12 protein-coding genes are annotated in these 14503 nt (G+C 69.4%); 1 reads left to right on the plus strand and 11 read right to left on the minus strand.

Annotated features, from left to right (window positions below; translation table 11 throughout):
• Positions 1-167: 167 nt before the first annotated feature.
• Genes OZ671_RS01530 through OZ671_RS01545 form a run of 4 tightly spaced genes read right to left on the minus strand, consistent with a single transcriptional unit; the run spans position 168 to position 5271 of the window.
• Positions 168-1760: an ABC transporter substrate-binding protein gene (locus OZ671_RS01530; protein ID WP_268859081.1), complete on the minus strand. Its 1593-nt coding sequence runs from the start codon at positions 1758-1760 to the stop codon at positions 168-170.
• A 42-nt stretch (positions 1761-1802) separates the two neighbouring features.
• Positions 1803-2681, minus strand: a complete 879-nt coding sequence (locus OZ671_RS01535) for an ABC transporter permease (RefSeq protein WP_268859082.1) — start codon at positions 2679-2681, stop codon at positions 1803-1805.
• Between the two features lie 5 nt (positions 2682-2686).
• Entirely contained in the window at positions 2687-3628 is a 942-nt protein-coding gene (locus OZ671_RS01540; RefSeq protein WP_038308528.1) for an ABC transporter permease, read from the minus strand.
• A gap of 5 nt (positions 3629-3633) precedes the next feature.
• Positions 3634-5271 carry an amidohydrolase gene (locus OZ671_RS01545; RefSeq protein ID WP_268859083.1) on the minus strand — a complete coding sequence of 546 codons (1638 nt, stop codon included), beginning with the start codon at positions 5269-5271 and terminating at the stop codon, positions 3634-3636.
• Positions 5272-5830: 559 nt separating this feature from the next.
• Between OZ671_RS01545 and OZ671_RS01550 the strand changes: the two genes are divergently transcribed.
• Positions 5831-6421: a hypothetical protein gene (locus OZ671_RS01550; protein ID WP_268859084.1), complete on the plus strand. Its 591-nt coding sequence runs from the start codon at positions 5831-5833 to the stop codon at positions 6419-6421.
• A gap of 145 nt (positions 6422-6566) precedes the next feature.
• On the opposite strand, the gene OZ671_RS01555 is transcribed toward OZ671_RS01550, so the two are convergent.
• Genes OZ671_RS01555 through OZ671_RS01585 form a run of 7 tightly spaced genes read right to left on the minus strand, consistent with a single transcriptional unit; the run spans position 6567 to position 14363 of the window.
• Positions 6567-7067, minus strand: coding sequence for a GNAT family N-acetyltransferase (locus tag OZ671_RS01555; protein ID WP_268859085.1), 501 nt, complete (start codon positions 7065-7067; stop codon positions 6567-6569).
• A gap of 43 nt (positions 7068-7110) precedes the next feature.
• Complete coding sequence (locus OZ671_RS01560) at positions 7111-7389, minus strand: DUF2218 domain-containing protein (RefSeq protein WP_268859086.1); 279 nt, start codon at positions 7387-7389, stop codon at positions 7111-7113.
• Positions 7390-7441: 52 nt separating this feature from the next.
• Positions 7442-8284 (minus strand): sugar phosphate isomerase/epimerase family protein, encoded by an 843-nt coding sequence (locus tag OZ671_RS01565; protein WP_268859087.1) that lies wholly within the window; start codon positions 8282-8284, stop codon positions 7442-7444.
• On the minus strand, positions 8281-9597 hold the full coding sequence (locus OZ671_RS01570) for a DUF6005 family protein (RefSeq protein WP_268859088.1): 1317 nt from the start codon (positions 9595-9597) through the stop codon (positions 8281-8283). Before OZ671_RS01570 ends, OZ671_RS01565 begins: the two co-directional genes overlap by 4 nt.
• Positions 9594-10874 (minus strand): AMP-binding protein, encoded by a 1281-nt coding sequence (locus OZ671_RS01575; RefSeq protein WP_268859089.1) that lies wholly within the window; start codon positions 10872-10874, stop codon positions 9594-9596. The genes OZ671_RS01570 and OZ671_RS01575 overlap by 4 nt, the downstream gene beginning before the upstream one ends.
• Positions 10871-12595: an IucA/IucC family protein gene (locus OZ671_RS01580; RefSeq protein WP_268859090.1), complete on the minus strand. Its 1725-nt coding sequence runs from the start codon at positions 12593-12595 to the stop codon at positions 10871-10873. The genes OZ671_RS01575 and OZ671_RS01580 overlap by 4 nt, the downstream gene beginning before the upstream one ends.
• Positions 12579-14363 (minus strand): IucA/IucC family protein, encoded by a 1785-nt coding sequence (locus OZ671_RS01585; protein WP_268859091.1) that lies wholly within the window; start codon positions 14361-14363, stop codon positions 12579-12581. Before OZ671_RS01585 ends, OZ671_RS01580 begins: the two co-directional genes overlap by 17 nt.
• Between the last annotated feature and the right edge of the window lie 140 nt (positions 14364-14503).

Consider the following 14503-nt stretch of genomic DNA (forward strand, 5'->3'; position numbering starts at 1 on the left):
CTTCCTGTCGTTATGCCGGCGGGCATCGCAGATGACCGTCGGCTCCATCTCGCAAATTGCCGCATTCGCTCTGCAATTTGCGAGGCCTTCGGCGGCCCGGCGCGCCAGCGTCTCGGGCCGTTCGCAAGCAGGCCGGCGCCCCGCCACCGCGGGGCGCCGTTTTCGCGTCAGCGCACGAAGCGCAGGTCGAGGCCCTTGTAGAAGCCCGAACCGTAGATGTTGTGGGCCCGGAACGGCGCCAGCCGGTTGGAGGCCGCGATCTTCATCGGCTCGTGGTAGAGCGGGATCCACACCGCCGCCTCGTGCACCTGGCGCAGCACCTGGCTGTAGGCCGCGGCGCGATCGGCCTCTGAGACGGCCGCCGAACCGGCCAGCAGCAGCCGGTCGGTATCGGCATTGCGCCAGTTCATCCGGTTCGGCGTCGGGATGTTCGAGGAGCGGAAATAGAGGTTCAGCGCGTCGCCCGCGGTGATGTAGGGGTAGGACATGCCGAACAGGTCGAATTCCTGCGTCGCCATCTTGCCCCAGGCCACCGTCGCATCGAACAGCTGGATGCGCAGGTCGACGCCGATCTTGCGCAGGTCGCCCTGCACGGTCTCCATCAGCTTCTGCCAGGTCGAGCCGGTGAAGCCGTAGACGACCGGCGACAGGCGCTGGCCATTCTTGGTGCGGAAACCATCGGAGCCGCGGACCCAGCCGGCGGCGTCGAGGATCCGGTTCGCCTCGTCGACATTGGTGCGGATCAGGATGGAGTCGTTGCGCTTGTCCCAGTCGGTCGCGGCCTGATGGATGTAGGAATAGGCCGGCTCGGTCTCGCCGAAATTGAGATCGCGCGAGATCGCCTCCTGGTCGACCGCCATGACGATGGCGCGGCGCACGGCCGGATCGTCCATGCCGGGCTTGTCCACCTTGAAGCCGATGAACGCGGTCCAGAAGGCGGCCGGGTTCTCGACCACGCGCAGGTTGCGGTTGGCGCGGATCTGGGCGAGGCCCGAATAGGGGATGTACTGGGTCGCCTGGGTCTGGCCGGTCAGCACGGCGGCAAGGCGCGTGTTCTCCTCCGGCACGATGCGCCAGACGATCTCCTGGATGTGCGCCGGGCCGCGGTTCTCATAGATCGGCGGGCCCCAGCGATAGGCGTCGTGGCGGCGCATGCGCAGGTCGTTGCGCGGGCGCCAGTCGACCCAGCAATAGGGACCGGTGCCGTTGAAGCCGCGCACGCCGTAATCATTGCCGAGCGCCTCGACATTGGCCTTGTCGATGACCACGGCGAAGCTCTGGGTGAGCTGGTAGAGCAGCTCGGAGAACGGTGCCTTCAGGCGATATTCGACGGTCGTGTCATCGATGGCGACGACGTCCTCGACCGGGCCCGCGCGCCAGCTCACCGGCGAGCGCGTCGCCGGATCGATCCAGCGCTTGATCGAATAGACGACGTCGGCGGCGGTCATCTTCTTGCCGTCGCAGAACTGCACGTCGTTCCGCAGCTTGAAGGTATAGACCTTGCCGTCGGCCGAGACGGTCCAGCTCTCGGCGAGGCCCGGCTTGATGGTGACCATGTCGTGGTCGAGCGAGACCAGCGTGTCGGCCAGCATGAACAGCACCTCGGAGGCCGAGCGTGCCGTCGAGCGGTGCGGATCGTAGCGGTCGCTGTCGACCTCGCGCACGATGGTCAGCGTGTTCTGCTGCGCGACCGCGGGGGCCGCAACCGTCAGCGCGCCGGCCAAGGCCGTTGCCCATAGGGCCATGCTTCGGATGGTCATCCTTATTTCTCCTCTGAAACCTTGAGGTTGGGCTCGGGCCGGTCAGCCGTTCCGCAGCCGCGGATCAAGCAGGTCGCGCAATGCATCGCCGAGCACGTTGGCGCACAGCACCATGACGACGATCACGAGGCTCGGAATGACTGCGATATGTGGGGCAAGGAACAGTTCGTTGCGGCCTGACGAGGCCATGGTGCCGAGCTCGGCGACCGGCGGCTGGGCGCCGAGGCCGAGGAAGGACAGGGCCGATCCGAGCAGGATCACCTGGCCGAAGCGCAGGGTGAGATAGACGAAGACCGACGAGACGCAGTTGAGCGCGAGATAGCGGATCAGGATCGTCGTGTCGGACAGGCCGATCGACCGGCCCGCCTCGATGAAGTCCTGGCCCATCACGACCAGCGCCGAGCCGCGGGTCACGCGGGTCACGGTCGGAATGGTGGCGACCGACAGGGCCACGATGACCGCGGTCATGCCCGGGCCGACAGCCGCGGCGAAGGCGAGGCCGAGCAGGATCGCCGGGAACGACAGGAGCACGTCGGAGAGCTGCATCAGCCAGCCGTCGAGCTTCTTGTAGTAGGCGGCGAGGAGGCCGACGACGAGGCCGATGCCGCCGCCGATGATGGTGGAGGCAAGGCCCATCAGCAGCGTCGCCTGGGTGCCGTAGAGCAGGCGCGACAGCATGCAGCGGCCGAGCCCGTCGGTGCCGAGGACATATTTCCACTGGCCGCGCGCTTCCCAGACCGGCGGCAGCATGCGCAGGCGCGTATTGGTCAGATAGGGATCGTTCGGCGCGAGCCAGGGCGCGAACAGCGCGGCCAGCACGATGAGCGCCAGGATGATGGCGGCGGCGAGCGCCAGACGGTCGCGGAACAGCCGGCGCAGCGCCGACGTGCGGCGCGGAGCGGACGCGAGGGTGGGGTTCACGGCGGTCATCGCTTGCCAACCCGCGGATCGAGGACGCCGTAGAGCAGGTCGACGGCCAGATTGATGACGATGAAGGAGATCGCCAGCACGAGGATCGAGCCCTGCGCCATCGGCAGGTCGCGCGACAGGATGGCGCCGACGGCGAGCCGGCCGACGCCCGGCCAGGAGAAGATGGTTTCGGTCACCACCGCCCCGCCGAGCAGGAAGCCGGCCTGCAGGCCGATCAGGGTGACGACCGGGATGAGCGCGTTGCGCAGCACGTGGTGGATGACCACCACCCGCTCGGTCAGCCCCTTGGCGCGGGCCGTGCGCACATAGTCGGCGTTCAGCACCTCCAGCGCGGCGGTGCGCGTCATGCGCGCCACCGGGCCGATGAAGGTGAGGCCGAGCGTCAAGGCCGGCAGGGCGATGTGGGAAAGGCCCTGCAGCGTCCAGATCGGCCCTTCGCGGCCGAGGAAGGGAAACAGCTCCCAGTGATAGCCGAGCCACATGATCAGCATCAGGCCGATGAAGAAGACCGGCGTGGAGACGCCCGCCACCGAAATGGCGATGATGAGCCGGTCGATCCACCGGCCGCGGTTGACCGCCGCCACCGTGCCGAGCGCGATGCCGATCGGCACCGACCAGATCAGGCAGGCGACCATCAGCTCGGCGGTCGGGCCGATGGCGTCGGCCAGCTCGGATATGACCGGCGTGTTGTTGATCATGGAATAGCCGAGGTCACCCTGCAGCACCCGGCCGATATAGAGGCCGAACTGCACGATGAGCGGCCGGTTGAGGCCCATCTCCTGGCGGATCTGCTCGAGCACTTCGGGGGTCGCCTGCGGCCCGCCGATGACCTGGGCGACGTCGCCCGGCACGAGCTGCAGGAGGAGGAAGCCGAGCAGCAGCACCCCGAAGAGCACGGGCACCGACAGGACGATCCGCTTGAGGATATGGCCACCCATGGACGTCAGCCCCGCCACTCGCCGGTCGCATCGTGGACGCAGGCGCCGCCCAGGATGGTCAGGTCGCAGCGCGTGCCGGTGAGGATCTCCTCGGGCGTCGCGGTCGTCATGTCCCGCGAGAAGACGGCGACGTCCGCGGCCTGGCCGGGACGCAGCGTGCCGCGATGGTCCTCGCACTTGTTCACATAGGCGCCGAACTCGGTATAGGCCTGGATGGCGCGCTCGATGGAGATCCTCTCGGAGGCGCCGATCACCGTGCCGCGCGAGGTCTTGCGCGTCAGCATCTGGTAGAAGTTCGGGTAGATGTTGGCATCGCAGACCGGGGCATCGGTCGAGGCCGCCGGCTTGAAGCCGAGCTCGATCCAGGTCTTCATCGGATAGCTCGTTTCCGGCCGCTCGTCGGGCATGACGGACCGGTAGAGATCACCGAAATCATAGAGGAAGACCGGCTGCGGCACCGGCTCGATGCCGGCCCGGCGCATGCGCCGCATCTGGTCCATGGTGTTGAAGCCGCAATGCTCGATGCGATGCCGGCGGTCGGCATCGGGATATTTGGCGAGCGCCTTTTCCATGGAGGAGAGGGTCTGCTCGATGGCGGCATCGCCAATGGCGTGCACCGCGAGCTGATAACCCTTGGCATGGACATCGAGGGTCGCCTCCTCCATCTCCTTGTCGGTGAGGCAGAAGATGCCGTGGGTCTCCTCCTCGCCCGCATAGACGCGTGACATGGCCGCGGTCTTGCCGCCGGCCGAACCGTCGGTGAAGATCTTCACCGGGCCGACGCGCAGCATGTCGTCGCCGGCGCCGGTCACCAGTCCGTCGGCGTAGCACTGGTCGAGAATGCCGTCCGGGCTCGCCAGGATGCACTGGGTAACCCGGAGCGGCTGGCGGCCGGTGCGCACGGCCGTGCGGTAGGCGGCGATCTCGCGATATTTGGAGCGCATGCCGACGGCGGCGTCCATGGTGCTGGTGATGCCGAACGAATTCATGTAGCGCCCACCGCGCTCGATGGCGGCGACGAGATCCTCGCTGGTCGGATCGGGCAGCACGGCCTTGACCGGGGCCCGGCCGTTCTCGGCCATCAGGCCGGTCAGCTCGCCATTGACCTGCTCGATGGCGCCGCCGGCCGGAACCGGCGTCTCGCGGGTGACGCCGGCAAGCTTCAGCGCCATCGAATTGACCACCGCGAGATGGCCGCAGGCGCGCACGAGATAGACCGGATTGTCGGGGGCGGCCGCGTCGAGCTCGGTGCGGTGCGGATGGCGCTTCACGTCGAGCTCGAACTGGTCGTAGCCGCGCGCCATGATCCATTCGCCCGGCTTCTTGCGCGCCGCCTCGGCGCGGATCAGGCCGAGCAGGTCGTCGAGGGTCCGCGCATTGTGCGGCCGGGCGTCGATCTCGGCCATGGCGAGGCCGAGCGGCAGGAGATGGGCGTGGGCCTCGAACAGGCCAGGGGTGGCGAGCCGCCCGTTCAGCTCGACCACGCGGGTCGCCGGCCCGATCAGCGGCTCCATGTCGGACGACGACCCGACCGCCAGCACCTTGCCGGACCACAAGGCCACGGCCTCGGCCATCGGCTCGCCATAAGCCACAAAAACCCGGCCGCCACGCAGCACCACATCGGCCTTGGGAAGGATCGGCATCGGTAACTCCACTGGAAAGGCGCGCACAGTCTCATGCGCGATTTTTCGGCAGCAAGGGGGGTTGGCGCCGGTCTCCCCTTCGCATCGCCGGGGCCCGTGCCGGAATTTGATACTCTTGGAACCCGCCCCCGAGAAATAAAACGATCGTATTGGATGTCGATACAAAACAGACTCTTCCGCGGGGCGTCAAGGTGCTGTCACAGATCATCCCCTGCCGGATATCCACAGCCGCGCCGAACCGCCGCCGGACCATCCGCCGCGCCTTCCACTCCGCCGCCTGGAGCGCCGCCACTCCAAGATTTCTGCCGGATTTCGCCGCGCCACCGGCATGGCCTCCCGGCCATGCATGCAGTGCAATGGCACGGAAACCCGCCCCGCCTAGCCTCGCGTCGCGGTGTCGCCCCGCCTCCGGCGCGGGGCAAGGAGTTGTCGTCCATGGCATTTTTGATTGGGAGACCGGGCGGTCAGGCGCTGGCGGCCGCCTGCGTCCTGATGATGTCGGGGCCGGCGGCCGAAGCGCAGCAGCACCGGCAGCCCGCGGCGCGCGACCGAGGTCACGGTGGTCCATGGCGGCGACCTGCCGGTGCGCAATCTCCACCTGACGCCGGTCGGCGAACCGGCGTGGGGCCGGGACCGTCTCGGCGGCCGGACGCTCGCGATCGGCGAACGCCGGCAACTGAGGCTCGATGCCGCGCGGCAGTGCCGCTACGACCTGCGCGCCGTCTATGACGACGGACGCGAGGAAACCCGCTTGGGCGTCGATCTCTGCCGGCAGGCCGAGGTCGCGCTCGACGGCCGCAGGGAAACGAGCGCCGGGGACCTGCGGCGCCAGGGGCCGGTCGGCCTGTTCGTCGCGCGCAACCGCACCGGCAGGGCCATGATGGCGCTGACGCTGCGGTGGTATGATCGCGGCGGCCATGACGGCGTGGATCTGCTGGGCGCCGCGCCGCTGGCCGCCGGCGCCACCATCACCGCGCGCTTCCCGCGCGGCAAGGGCTGCGTCTACGACCTCATTGCCGGCGTCGAAACCGAAGGTCCGCCCCGGCTCCTGGAACGCGTCAACCTCTGCGCCCGGCGCGAATTGGTTTTCGGGCCGCGGGCTCCGGGCAGAGCACCGGGTCGCGCCCGCAGCGGCGGCGCGCGCGAGTAGCGCTGGCCGGGGTGAAGGCCTGGAAGAGCACACGGCGAATGGCCGTGGTTCGAGGCGCGCGGCGCGGCGAGGCTCCTAACCACGACGGACCTCCATGTGGCACTGGCACCGATCAATCCAGGCTCGCCACTTGCTCCGGCGCGCCTCACGCCCCGTTCGACGGCCGCAGGCGCGCCATGCAATGGACGTCGGCAAAGGCGCCGTTCCGGAACGACGCGGCCCTGTGGGTGCCCTCGATCTCGAAGCCGAACTTCCTGTAGAGCGCGATCGCCCTCTCGTTGTCGGTGAAGACGGTCATCTCGATCCGGATGACGTTCAGCCAGTTGTCGCAGGTGTCGATGATCGCGGCGAGCAGCTTCGATCCGACGCCATTGCCGGCGAAATCCTCGTGCACGCCGATCCAGAATTCGGCGGCATGAGCCCGCCGGCCGTAGAAGGGACGCAGGGCGGCCGCCCCGACGACGCGATCGTCGAGCTGCGCGACCAGGTGCAGGTCGCGCGGCGACCGCGGCTCCGCCCATTTCTTGACCGCCTCGAAGGACTCATAGGGGAGAGCGAGCGTGCCGGCGCGAAAGGCCGGCTGGTTGTAGATTTCGAAGATGTCCGAGACGTCCTCGGCGCGCATCGCCCTGATCTTCAGATCCATTGCGGTCCCCCGGTCCTTGCTCGAAAGTTTCGACATCACCGCCCTAGGCCCAGGCGAAGTGGAGCGTCTCGCGGAAGGCGAAGCGCTCGACATGGCGCACGACGACGTCGCGAAGGCCGGAAAGCTTGTCCGCGTCCTCGGCGTTCAGCGCGATGGTCAGCGCCTCGGCATCGGCGCCGAGCCGCGTTTCGCCGAGCGGCAGCATGATCCGGCCGGCCGTGGCGTCGCATTCGGTCTCGAACTTGTGCGCCCAGTGCTTGCAGAGCTGCTGAAGGATGCGGCTTGCGTTGGGTGTCGCGATCACGGCGCGGCTCTGGGGCATGGGGGCTTCCTCGTCTCGTCAGACCTTGCATGGGGCGAAGCGTCGCGGCGGGTCATCCCGCGGCGCGGATACGGTGGGCCGTGTCGTCGCGGCGTCCGGCGGCAATGCTGCGGACCCTGGCGAGGTCCGCCGGCAGGATGGAGAAGCAGGCATCGCCGAACCATTCGAGCGAAGCCTCGGCATGGGCAGGCAGGCGCTCCAGGAAAGGAGCGTAGTCGAGCGCTCCCTCGAGCAGGCTCGTCATGCCCTCGCGCCGCCCCGACGAGGCATAGACGTTGTCCGGCGCGAAAACGGCGAGGTCGGTGCGGTCCCGCACGTTCTTGAGGTGATAGTAGTCGATATGGCCGGCGAGACGGTCATGCGCGGCCATGATGTCGTCGCCGCTCTCCCAGACATGGAGTGCGTCGAAATTGACCTTGAGCGCGGGATGATCGACCTCCTCGATGAGGCGCAGCAGCGAGGCGGTATTGTCGGCCAGGGTGCCGGGATGCGTCTCCACGAGGAGGCGCAGGCCGTGGTCGGCGAGGTAGCCGGCGGCAAGCCGCAGGCCGCCCACCACCTGCGCGCGCTCCTCCGGCGAGGCGGCGGCGCTGCCCCTGGCCCCGGCGAAAGTGCGCAGCCGCGGCGCGCGCCAGCTTTTCGCCAGCCGGCAGAACTCCGCCATGCGCAGGACGAGGTCGTCCCGCGGCGCATCGAGCGGCAGGTAGTCGCTCAGCATCGGCACGCGCAGGCCGAAGCCGGCGAGCCATTCGGCATGGTAGCCACGGCCGAGATTGCGGGCATGGATGCCCCACAGCTCGATGCCGTCGAAGCCGCTGCCGCGCGCGAACCGGGCGATCTCGCCGATCGACAGGAGATGGTGGCGGAAGCTGATCGTGCAGAGCGAGATCCTCATGCCGGGATCCTTTCCGGCACGTGCCCGGCCTGCCGGACCCGGGGGCGCGCGTCGCGCCAGGCCTCGAAGGCCCCGGCGAGCTGACGCTTGAGCGAGAACTCGGCCGCATCGAGAGCGTCGAGCCTTGCCAGAACGGCGGCGACCTCCGCCGCATCGCCGGTGCGGGCGAGCTTCAGGACGGCGTAGTGCAGCGCCGTCAGGCCGTTCACCAGCGCTTCGATCTCGTCGCAGATCCGCTGGAACGCCTCGTCCGGCCATTGGAGAGCCCGCCAGAAAAAGGCGAAGCCGTGCTCATAGGCCCATTTGCGGATGGTGATGACCGGCAGCTCACGCAGCGCCGCGCCGAGATCGGCCAGGACGAGGCCGCCCTGCCCTTCGGCATGGGCCGTGACGATGGCGCGGACCGCATCGATCAGCGGATTGGCGTTGGGGCGGAAACAGGCCGTGAAGAACGCCGCGAGGTCCCTCTCGTCGGGCGGCCGGGCCCCTGAGGGATCGAACCGGTAGCCACCCGCGACCGTCGGCTGGCGGATCGCGTTCAGCAGCCTGTCCCGCGCGATCGGTCCTTCCCAGCGGAAGTCGGGGTCGCGCACCTGCCAGACGGCGGGATCCGCGGTCAGCTCCAGCAGCAGATAGTGCGGGAACGGGTTCTGGTTGAACTTGTTCTCGCGCTCCGGCAGATGGAACATGTCCAGCATGACCATCACGCATTCGTCCGGCGCGCGGCGCTGCAGGATGTCGAGGAGCGTGGCGACGTTGTCGTCCTTGGGCCGGGAAGGGTCGTACCAGGCGAGAAGCGGCACGCCGTAGAGCCGCTCGAACCAGTAGCGGAACGTCTCGTGATCCATCGCATCCGAATGGTAGGCGAGCTGGAACCCGTCGGTGATCGCGAACTCGGCGTCCCAGATCAGGAAATAGAAGGGGCGATGGTCGATGCCGCGCGTCTTCAGCCCATCGCAGACGCAGCTGACGAAGCAATGAATCTTCAGATCGTAGGTCAGGTCGCCATGGACGCCGCCCGACGGCGCCGGGGGTACCGGTGCGTTGGTGGCCGGCGGCTCCTGCGGCCCCGCCGGCGCCAGCATGGCGGCGAGATCGGCGACGGTGGCAATGTCCTGGCGGCTGAACGCCTCTTCCGAAACGGGCAGGCCCAGGTTCAGCTCCAGCGCCAGGATCAGTTGCAGCAGCTGGACGGAATCGACATAGAGGTCCTCGTTCAGCCGCGCCTCGGGCCCGAAGAGGTCGAGATGGGGATGGCGCATCTCATCGCGCAGAATGACGCCGATCGCCTCGATGATGTCGTCCGAGGTCATGACATGGCCTCCGCCAGCAGGCCGTCGCGATAGCGCCGGGCGACCTCGCGGCGCGCGATCTTGCCGTTGGCCTGGCGCGGGATCTGGTGCACCTGCACCATCTCGCTCGGCACCTGATGGCCGGCCAGCCAGCGGCGGCACCAGTCCTGCAGCGCGCGGGGCGGCACGGGCGCCTCGGCGCTGAACAGCAGCGTCACCCGTTCGCCCGCGAAGGCGTCGGGCCGGGCGAAGGCGACGGCATCGGTCACGCCGGGCATCGCCATGACCACATCCTCCACCTCGCCGGGATAGACGTTCAGCCCGGAGACGTTGATCGTGTCGTCCATGCGCGCGACGAAGATCAGCATGCCGTCCGGACGGATGAACCCGAGATCGGCGGTGCGGACCTCGCCGGCCGCGCCCGCGACGACGATTTCGGCCGGATGCGCGGCGCTCGCGCCGGCGCTGACCCTGTGGTGCGGCAGCGGGCGGCCCATCGCATCGGCATGACGCAGGTCCGGATTGACTGCGATGCAGCCGAGCTCCGAGCAGCCATATTGCTGGAAGAAATGCACGACGCGGCTGCGGATCGCCTCGAACCAGGGCGCGGGCAGCACCGTGCCCGACGTCATCGCGGCGTGGATGCGCTCGCCTTCGGGCAGCAGCCGGGCGAGCGTATGCAGCATGGCCGGCGAGGTATAGAGAAGCGGCCGGTCGATCTCGCGCAGGCGGCGCAGCAGATATTTCGGGTTGGTGTGGTCCAGCACCACCGGTGCCGGCCCACCGGCCTCGCCGCGGCGCAGACCGACGAACAGCCCGCAGATCAGCCCGTAGGAATGGGTGATCGGGCAGGCGATGACCGGGGTCATGCCCGCCGGCTCGGTGAAGGCCGAGACATAGCTCTCCACCTCGCGCTCGACCGAACTCCAGGGCCGGGCGATGCATTTGGGATCGCCGGTCGTGCCGGAGCTCATCTGCAGCAATTGTCCGGGCCCCGGCGCCGGCGCCGGGGAGTTCGCCAGCGGCTCGCCGTCCAGGTCATCGAGAAACAGGCGATGACAGCCGGCACGCGCGGCAAGGCGCCGCGCTCCCTCGTCCGGCAGCGCCGGATGAACGGGCAGGAGCGTCACGCCCAGCCGACGCGCCGCGAGCATGAAGGCGAGGCTTTCGGCAGGATCGCGCAGGCGCGCCGCGACGCGCTCGCCGCGGCCGCCCACGAGGCCGGCCCCGGCGGCGACGCGCCGGATGGCGGCATCCATGTCCTCGGCGGTGATCATGCGCTCGTCGATCTCGATCATGGCGTCTCCGGAGGGCTTTCGGGGGGAAAGAGAGCATTGGCCACGCGGCGGCTGCATCGCGCCTCGGCCAGTCCGAGCTTGCGCGACAGGAGCGCCTCGACCTGCAGCGCCGGCCCGTCGATGCGGAGCCGGGCCAGCCGATCTTCCAGGCCATGCTCGGCCGCGTGCGACCGCAGGCGCCGGCCGAGCCGACGCCAGAACGCGGTCTCGTCCAGGCCGTGCAGGCGGTGCAGGAGATGGGTGACCTCCGACAGGTTGAAGACGAACAGACTGTCGGTGACGAGTTCAGCCAGCACCGCGGCCGAGCGCATGGCGTGGAAACGGTCGTCGACCGGGCCGCCATGGGCGGGATCGATGGCGGCGAAGTCCGGCACGGCCGCGGGATCGGACAGGAAGTCCGGCGCATATTCGGCGCTTTCGTGGAAGTCGCGCAGGATCACCCGCTCCGGCCAGCCGCCCCGATGGACCAGGATCATGTTCTGGCCGTGCGCCTCGAGCGCGACGCCATGGGCTACCAGGAGGTGCCAGGCCGGCAGCACCGCGACGTCGACCAGGCGGTCGAGCCAGGGCTCGAGCCCGTGCCGCGCCAGCCAGGGGGCAACGAAGGACGCGCCGTCGGCCTCGCGCATCATCAGTGCGTTGAACGGCACCGCAGCCTCGCCGGCGGCGAGCCTCGGACTCTCCCGCCAGAGCGCAGCGAGCTGCCCCGCCAGCGGCCCGGCCCGGTCGACGAGAGCCGCCGCATATTCGCGCAGAACGTCCAGCCGGTAGCGGGCGCCGAGCAGCGGATCGCCGGCGACGAGCCGCGCCAGCCATTCCGACAAGGCCGGTCCGGTCAGCACGAAATGCGGATCGAGATGGCGCAGGCTCGACGTCGCGACGAGGCTCATGGAGAGCTTCACGCTGCTGGCCTGCGGGTCGTCCAGATTGTGCAGCGTGCGCAGGGACTGGCTGGCGACGTAGCGCGCGCCGGCGGCGCCGAGAGCAACGGCCTGGCGCTCGGCGAGCCAGGGCCGAAGCGGCCCGGCGAGCAGGCGCCGCATCTGCCAGGGATGGACGGGGAGGAGAGCGTGGGTTCGAAGGGAGAGCCCGGTCTCGCCGAGACGCCGCGCGAGACGATCCCAATCCGGGCCGAGCTCCGTTCGCGCGAAGTCGGCCTCTCCGTCCGGCAGCGAGACCGCCATCATGTCCCGGCGGACGGCAAGCCATTCGAGCCGGAACGGTTCCGCGCATTCCGGGCCGTAGCGGCGGTGATCCTCCAGGGTGAAACCGGTGCGTGCCTTGAAGCACGGGTGGTAGGGATGGCCTTCCCAGAGCGCCGCGTCGAGCGCGGCGAAACCGAGGCCGCGGCGGGCCGGCGCGACAAGGCTGTCCGCGTTCCAGCGGCAGAGCTCGACCGTCTGCCGGAGCTCCTCCTGCAATTGCCCGCCGCGTTCCGGTGTCGCCGGCAAGGCCTGCGCGAGCGCCGTGAGATCGGCGGCGTGCCAGGTGCCGTCCGGTCCGGCCGTCTCGATCGTGAAGGGCACGATGCGGGGGCGGCCGAAAGGGCCCTCCGTGCCGGTGGCGCGGAAGCGGCGCCCGCCGATGCGCCAGGCGAACCGACCTGCCCTGTCAGCGCATGGGTCCTCGCCATCGGCCAGGCCCTCGAACAGGACCGCCTCGGCCAGTTGCCGCAGGACGCGCTCTTCCGGCTGGTGCAGCGTTTCAAGAGGCAAGGGCACGGTCGATCTCACCGCGAGCCGCCCGCAGGCCGAGCGGGTTCGGCATGTCCATGTAGTTGTCGGCGCCCTCGCCGGCGGCCAGCTCGTCGCGGTCCGACAACCGCACACGCAGATTCGCCTTGGTGCAGATCGTCGGCCCGTCCAGGACCGAACGGACGAAGGTTCGTCCGGCTCCCGTCATGCGGCCCGCCAGCGCCTCCAGCCGGTGGGCGAGATCGTCGACGAGGACCTCCTCGCGGACCAGCCCGTCATGGCCCATGCGCGCGATCACCGAGAAGATCTGGTTGACCACGAGGTAATAGGCGAAGCGACGACGGATCTCCGCGTCGTCGAAATAGAGCGAGGCGAGGCCGGCCGTCTCGGGGGCTTCGAGCAGCAGCCGGGGCCGGGCCGCTTCGGACAGGTAGAAGCCCTGATTGTCGCGATAGAACCCGCGCCGCGGCCAGCCGTCCGCGACATCGAGAAGCGCATTCTGCTGATGGGCTTCGAGCGCGATGCCATGGCTGTCGTAGAGCCCGACGAGGGGCTCGAGCATGCAGTCGAGATAGAGGCCGAACCAGCGCCGCGCGGCATGCGCGACATCGCCCGCCCCGCCCGGGCAAAGGCGGCGCAGCAGCGCCTCGAGACGCGAGCGCCGACCCGGGACCGGCTCGGCGGTCAACGCAGCGACGGTCGCGATGCCCCGCTCCGCGCCGCCGCGGAAAGGGTTCTCGCGCAGCACTGTCTCGAAGCCGCTCTCTTCGCGGCCCGGGCAGCGCAGCGTGAGATAGGCCGGGTCGAGCAGGATCCTGAAGGCCTGGTGGCGCGCACCGAAGGCGCTGCCTCCGATCAGCCGCGCCATCGCGACGCCCGCCTCCAGCTCGGCCATGCGATTGACCCGCAGAGAGTTGGTGATGGTGACGGGCAGCGAAAACTTCGCCATCCAGGGGCTCTCGTGCGCATAGACGGTGCGCAGCGACGAGGTGGCGGTGAAGCGGGGACCGGCGCAGCCGAGGTGCCGAACGAGGCCCCGTTCCATGAGCGCGACGACATGCGGCTCCAGCATCAGCGCTTCGGCCTGGAGCGGGTGCATGGGCACGGCAATCTCGCCGCGCCGCAGCGGCAGCCGCGTCGCGTCGCCCCCCAGAAGCTCCAGCGCGACCTCCGGCGCCGAGCGAGGCACGGCCGAGGCATGGCTCACGATGCCGGCATCGGCGGCGAATACGGCGAGCTGGAACCCGCCGGCTTCCTCGGGCCCGTAGATGCGCGCCTGCCATGGTGAAAGTCCTTGCCGGCTCTTCGGTGTCGGATGCAGCCAATGGCCGAAGACGAGCGCGCGCTCGGCGCCGATGAAGCTCGCGTCCTCCTCCGTCCGGCGCACGGCGAGATCAAGCTGGCGGACCGTCTCGCGATAGCTGTCGAGGATGCGGCCCAGAAGCTCCAGCTCGTGCCCGCGCGCGGCATCGGCGCTGCCGACATCGATGCGCGCATAGGCTTCGCCGAGCAGCGCCTCGATGGCGTGCATCGGCGCGATGCGGCGCCAGCGCGGCTCATGGAGCTGGCGGGTCCACAGCCGGCCGAAGCCGTGCGTACCGCACAGGGAGGGCGACACGATCTCAGCGCGGATCGCGGCGCGCTGCCTGCGCAGGCTCCACTCCACGCAGGCGGCCGGCGGGCCGTCCGGCAAGGCGTGGCGGACGCGGATGCCCGCATCGATCTCGCGCAAATAGCCATTGGCGAAACTGCGGAAGGCGGCCGCCTCGGCGACCGGCTGGGACGATGCTGTCATGACGGTCGAACTCCGTTCGAACGCTGGTCGCGGCCGGACGGCCGCGCGGAGCTGCAGCTAGGGAGAGACGGGCTGTGCCGTGATCGACGGGCGCTGCCCCGCGACGCGATCGGCAGGCCGCTGCCCTGGCGATCGGACGG

The sequence above is a fragment of the Phreatobacter sp. AB_2022a genome (assembly GCF_026847585.1).
Classification (GTDB): Bacteria; Pseudomonadota; Alphaproteobacteria; order Rhizobiales; family Phreatobacteraceae; genus Phreatobacter.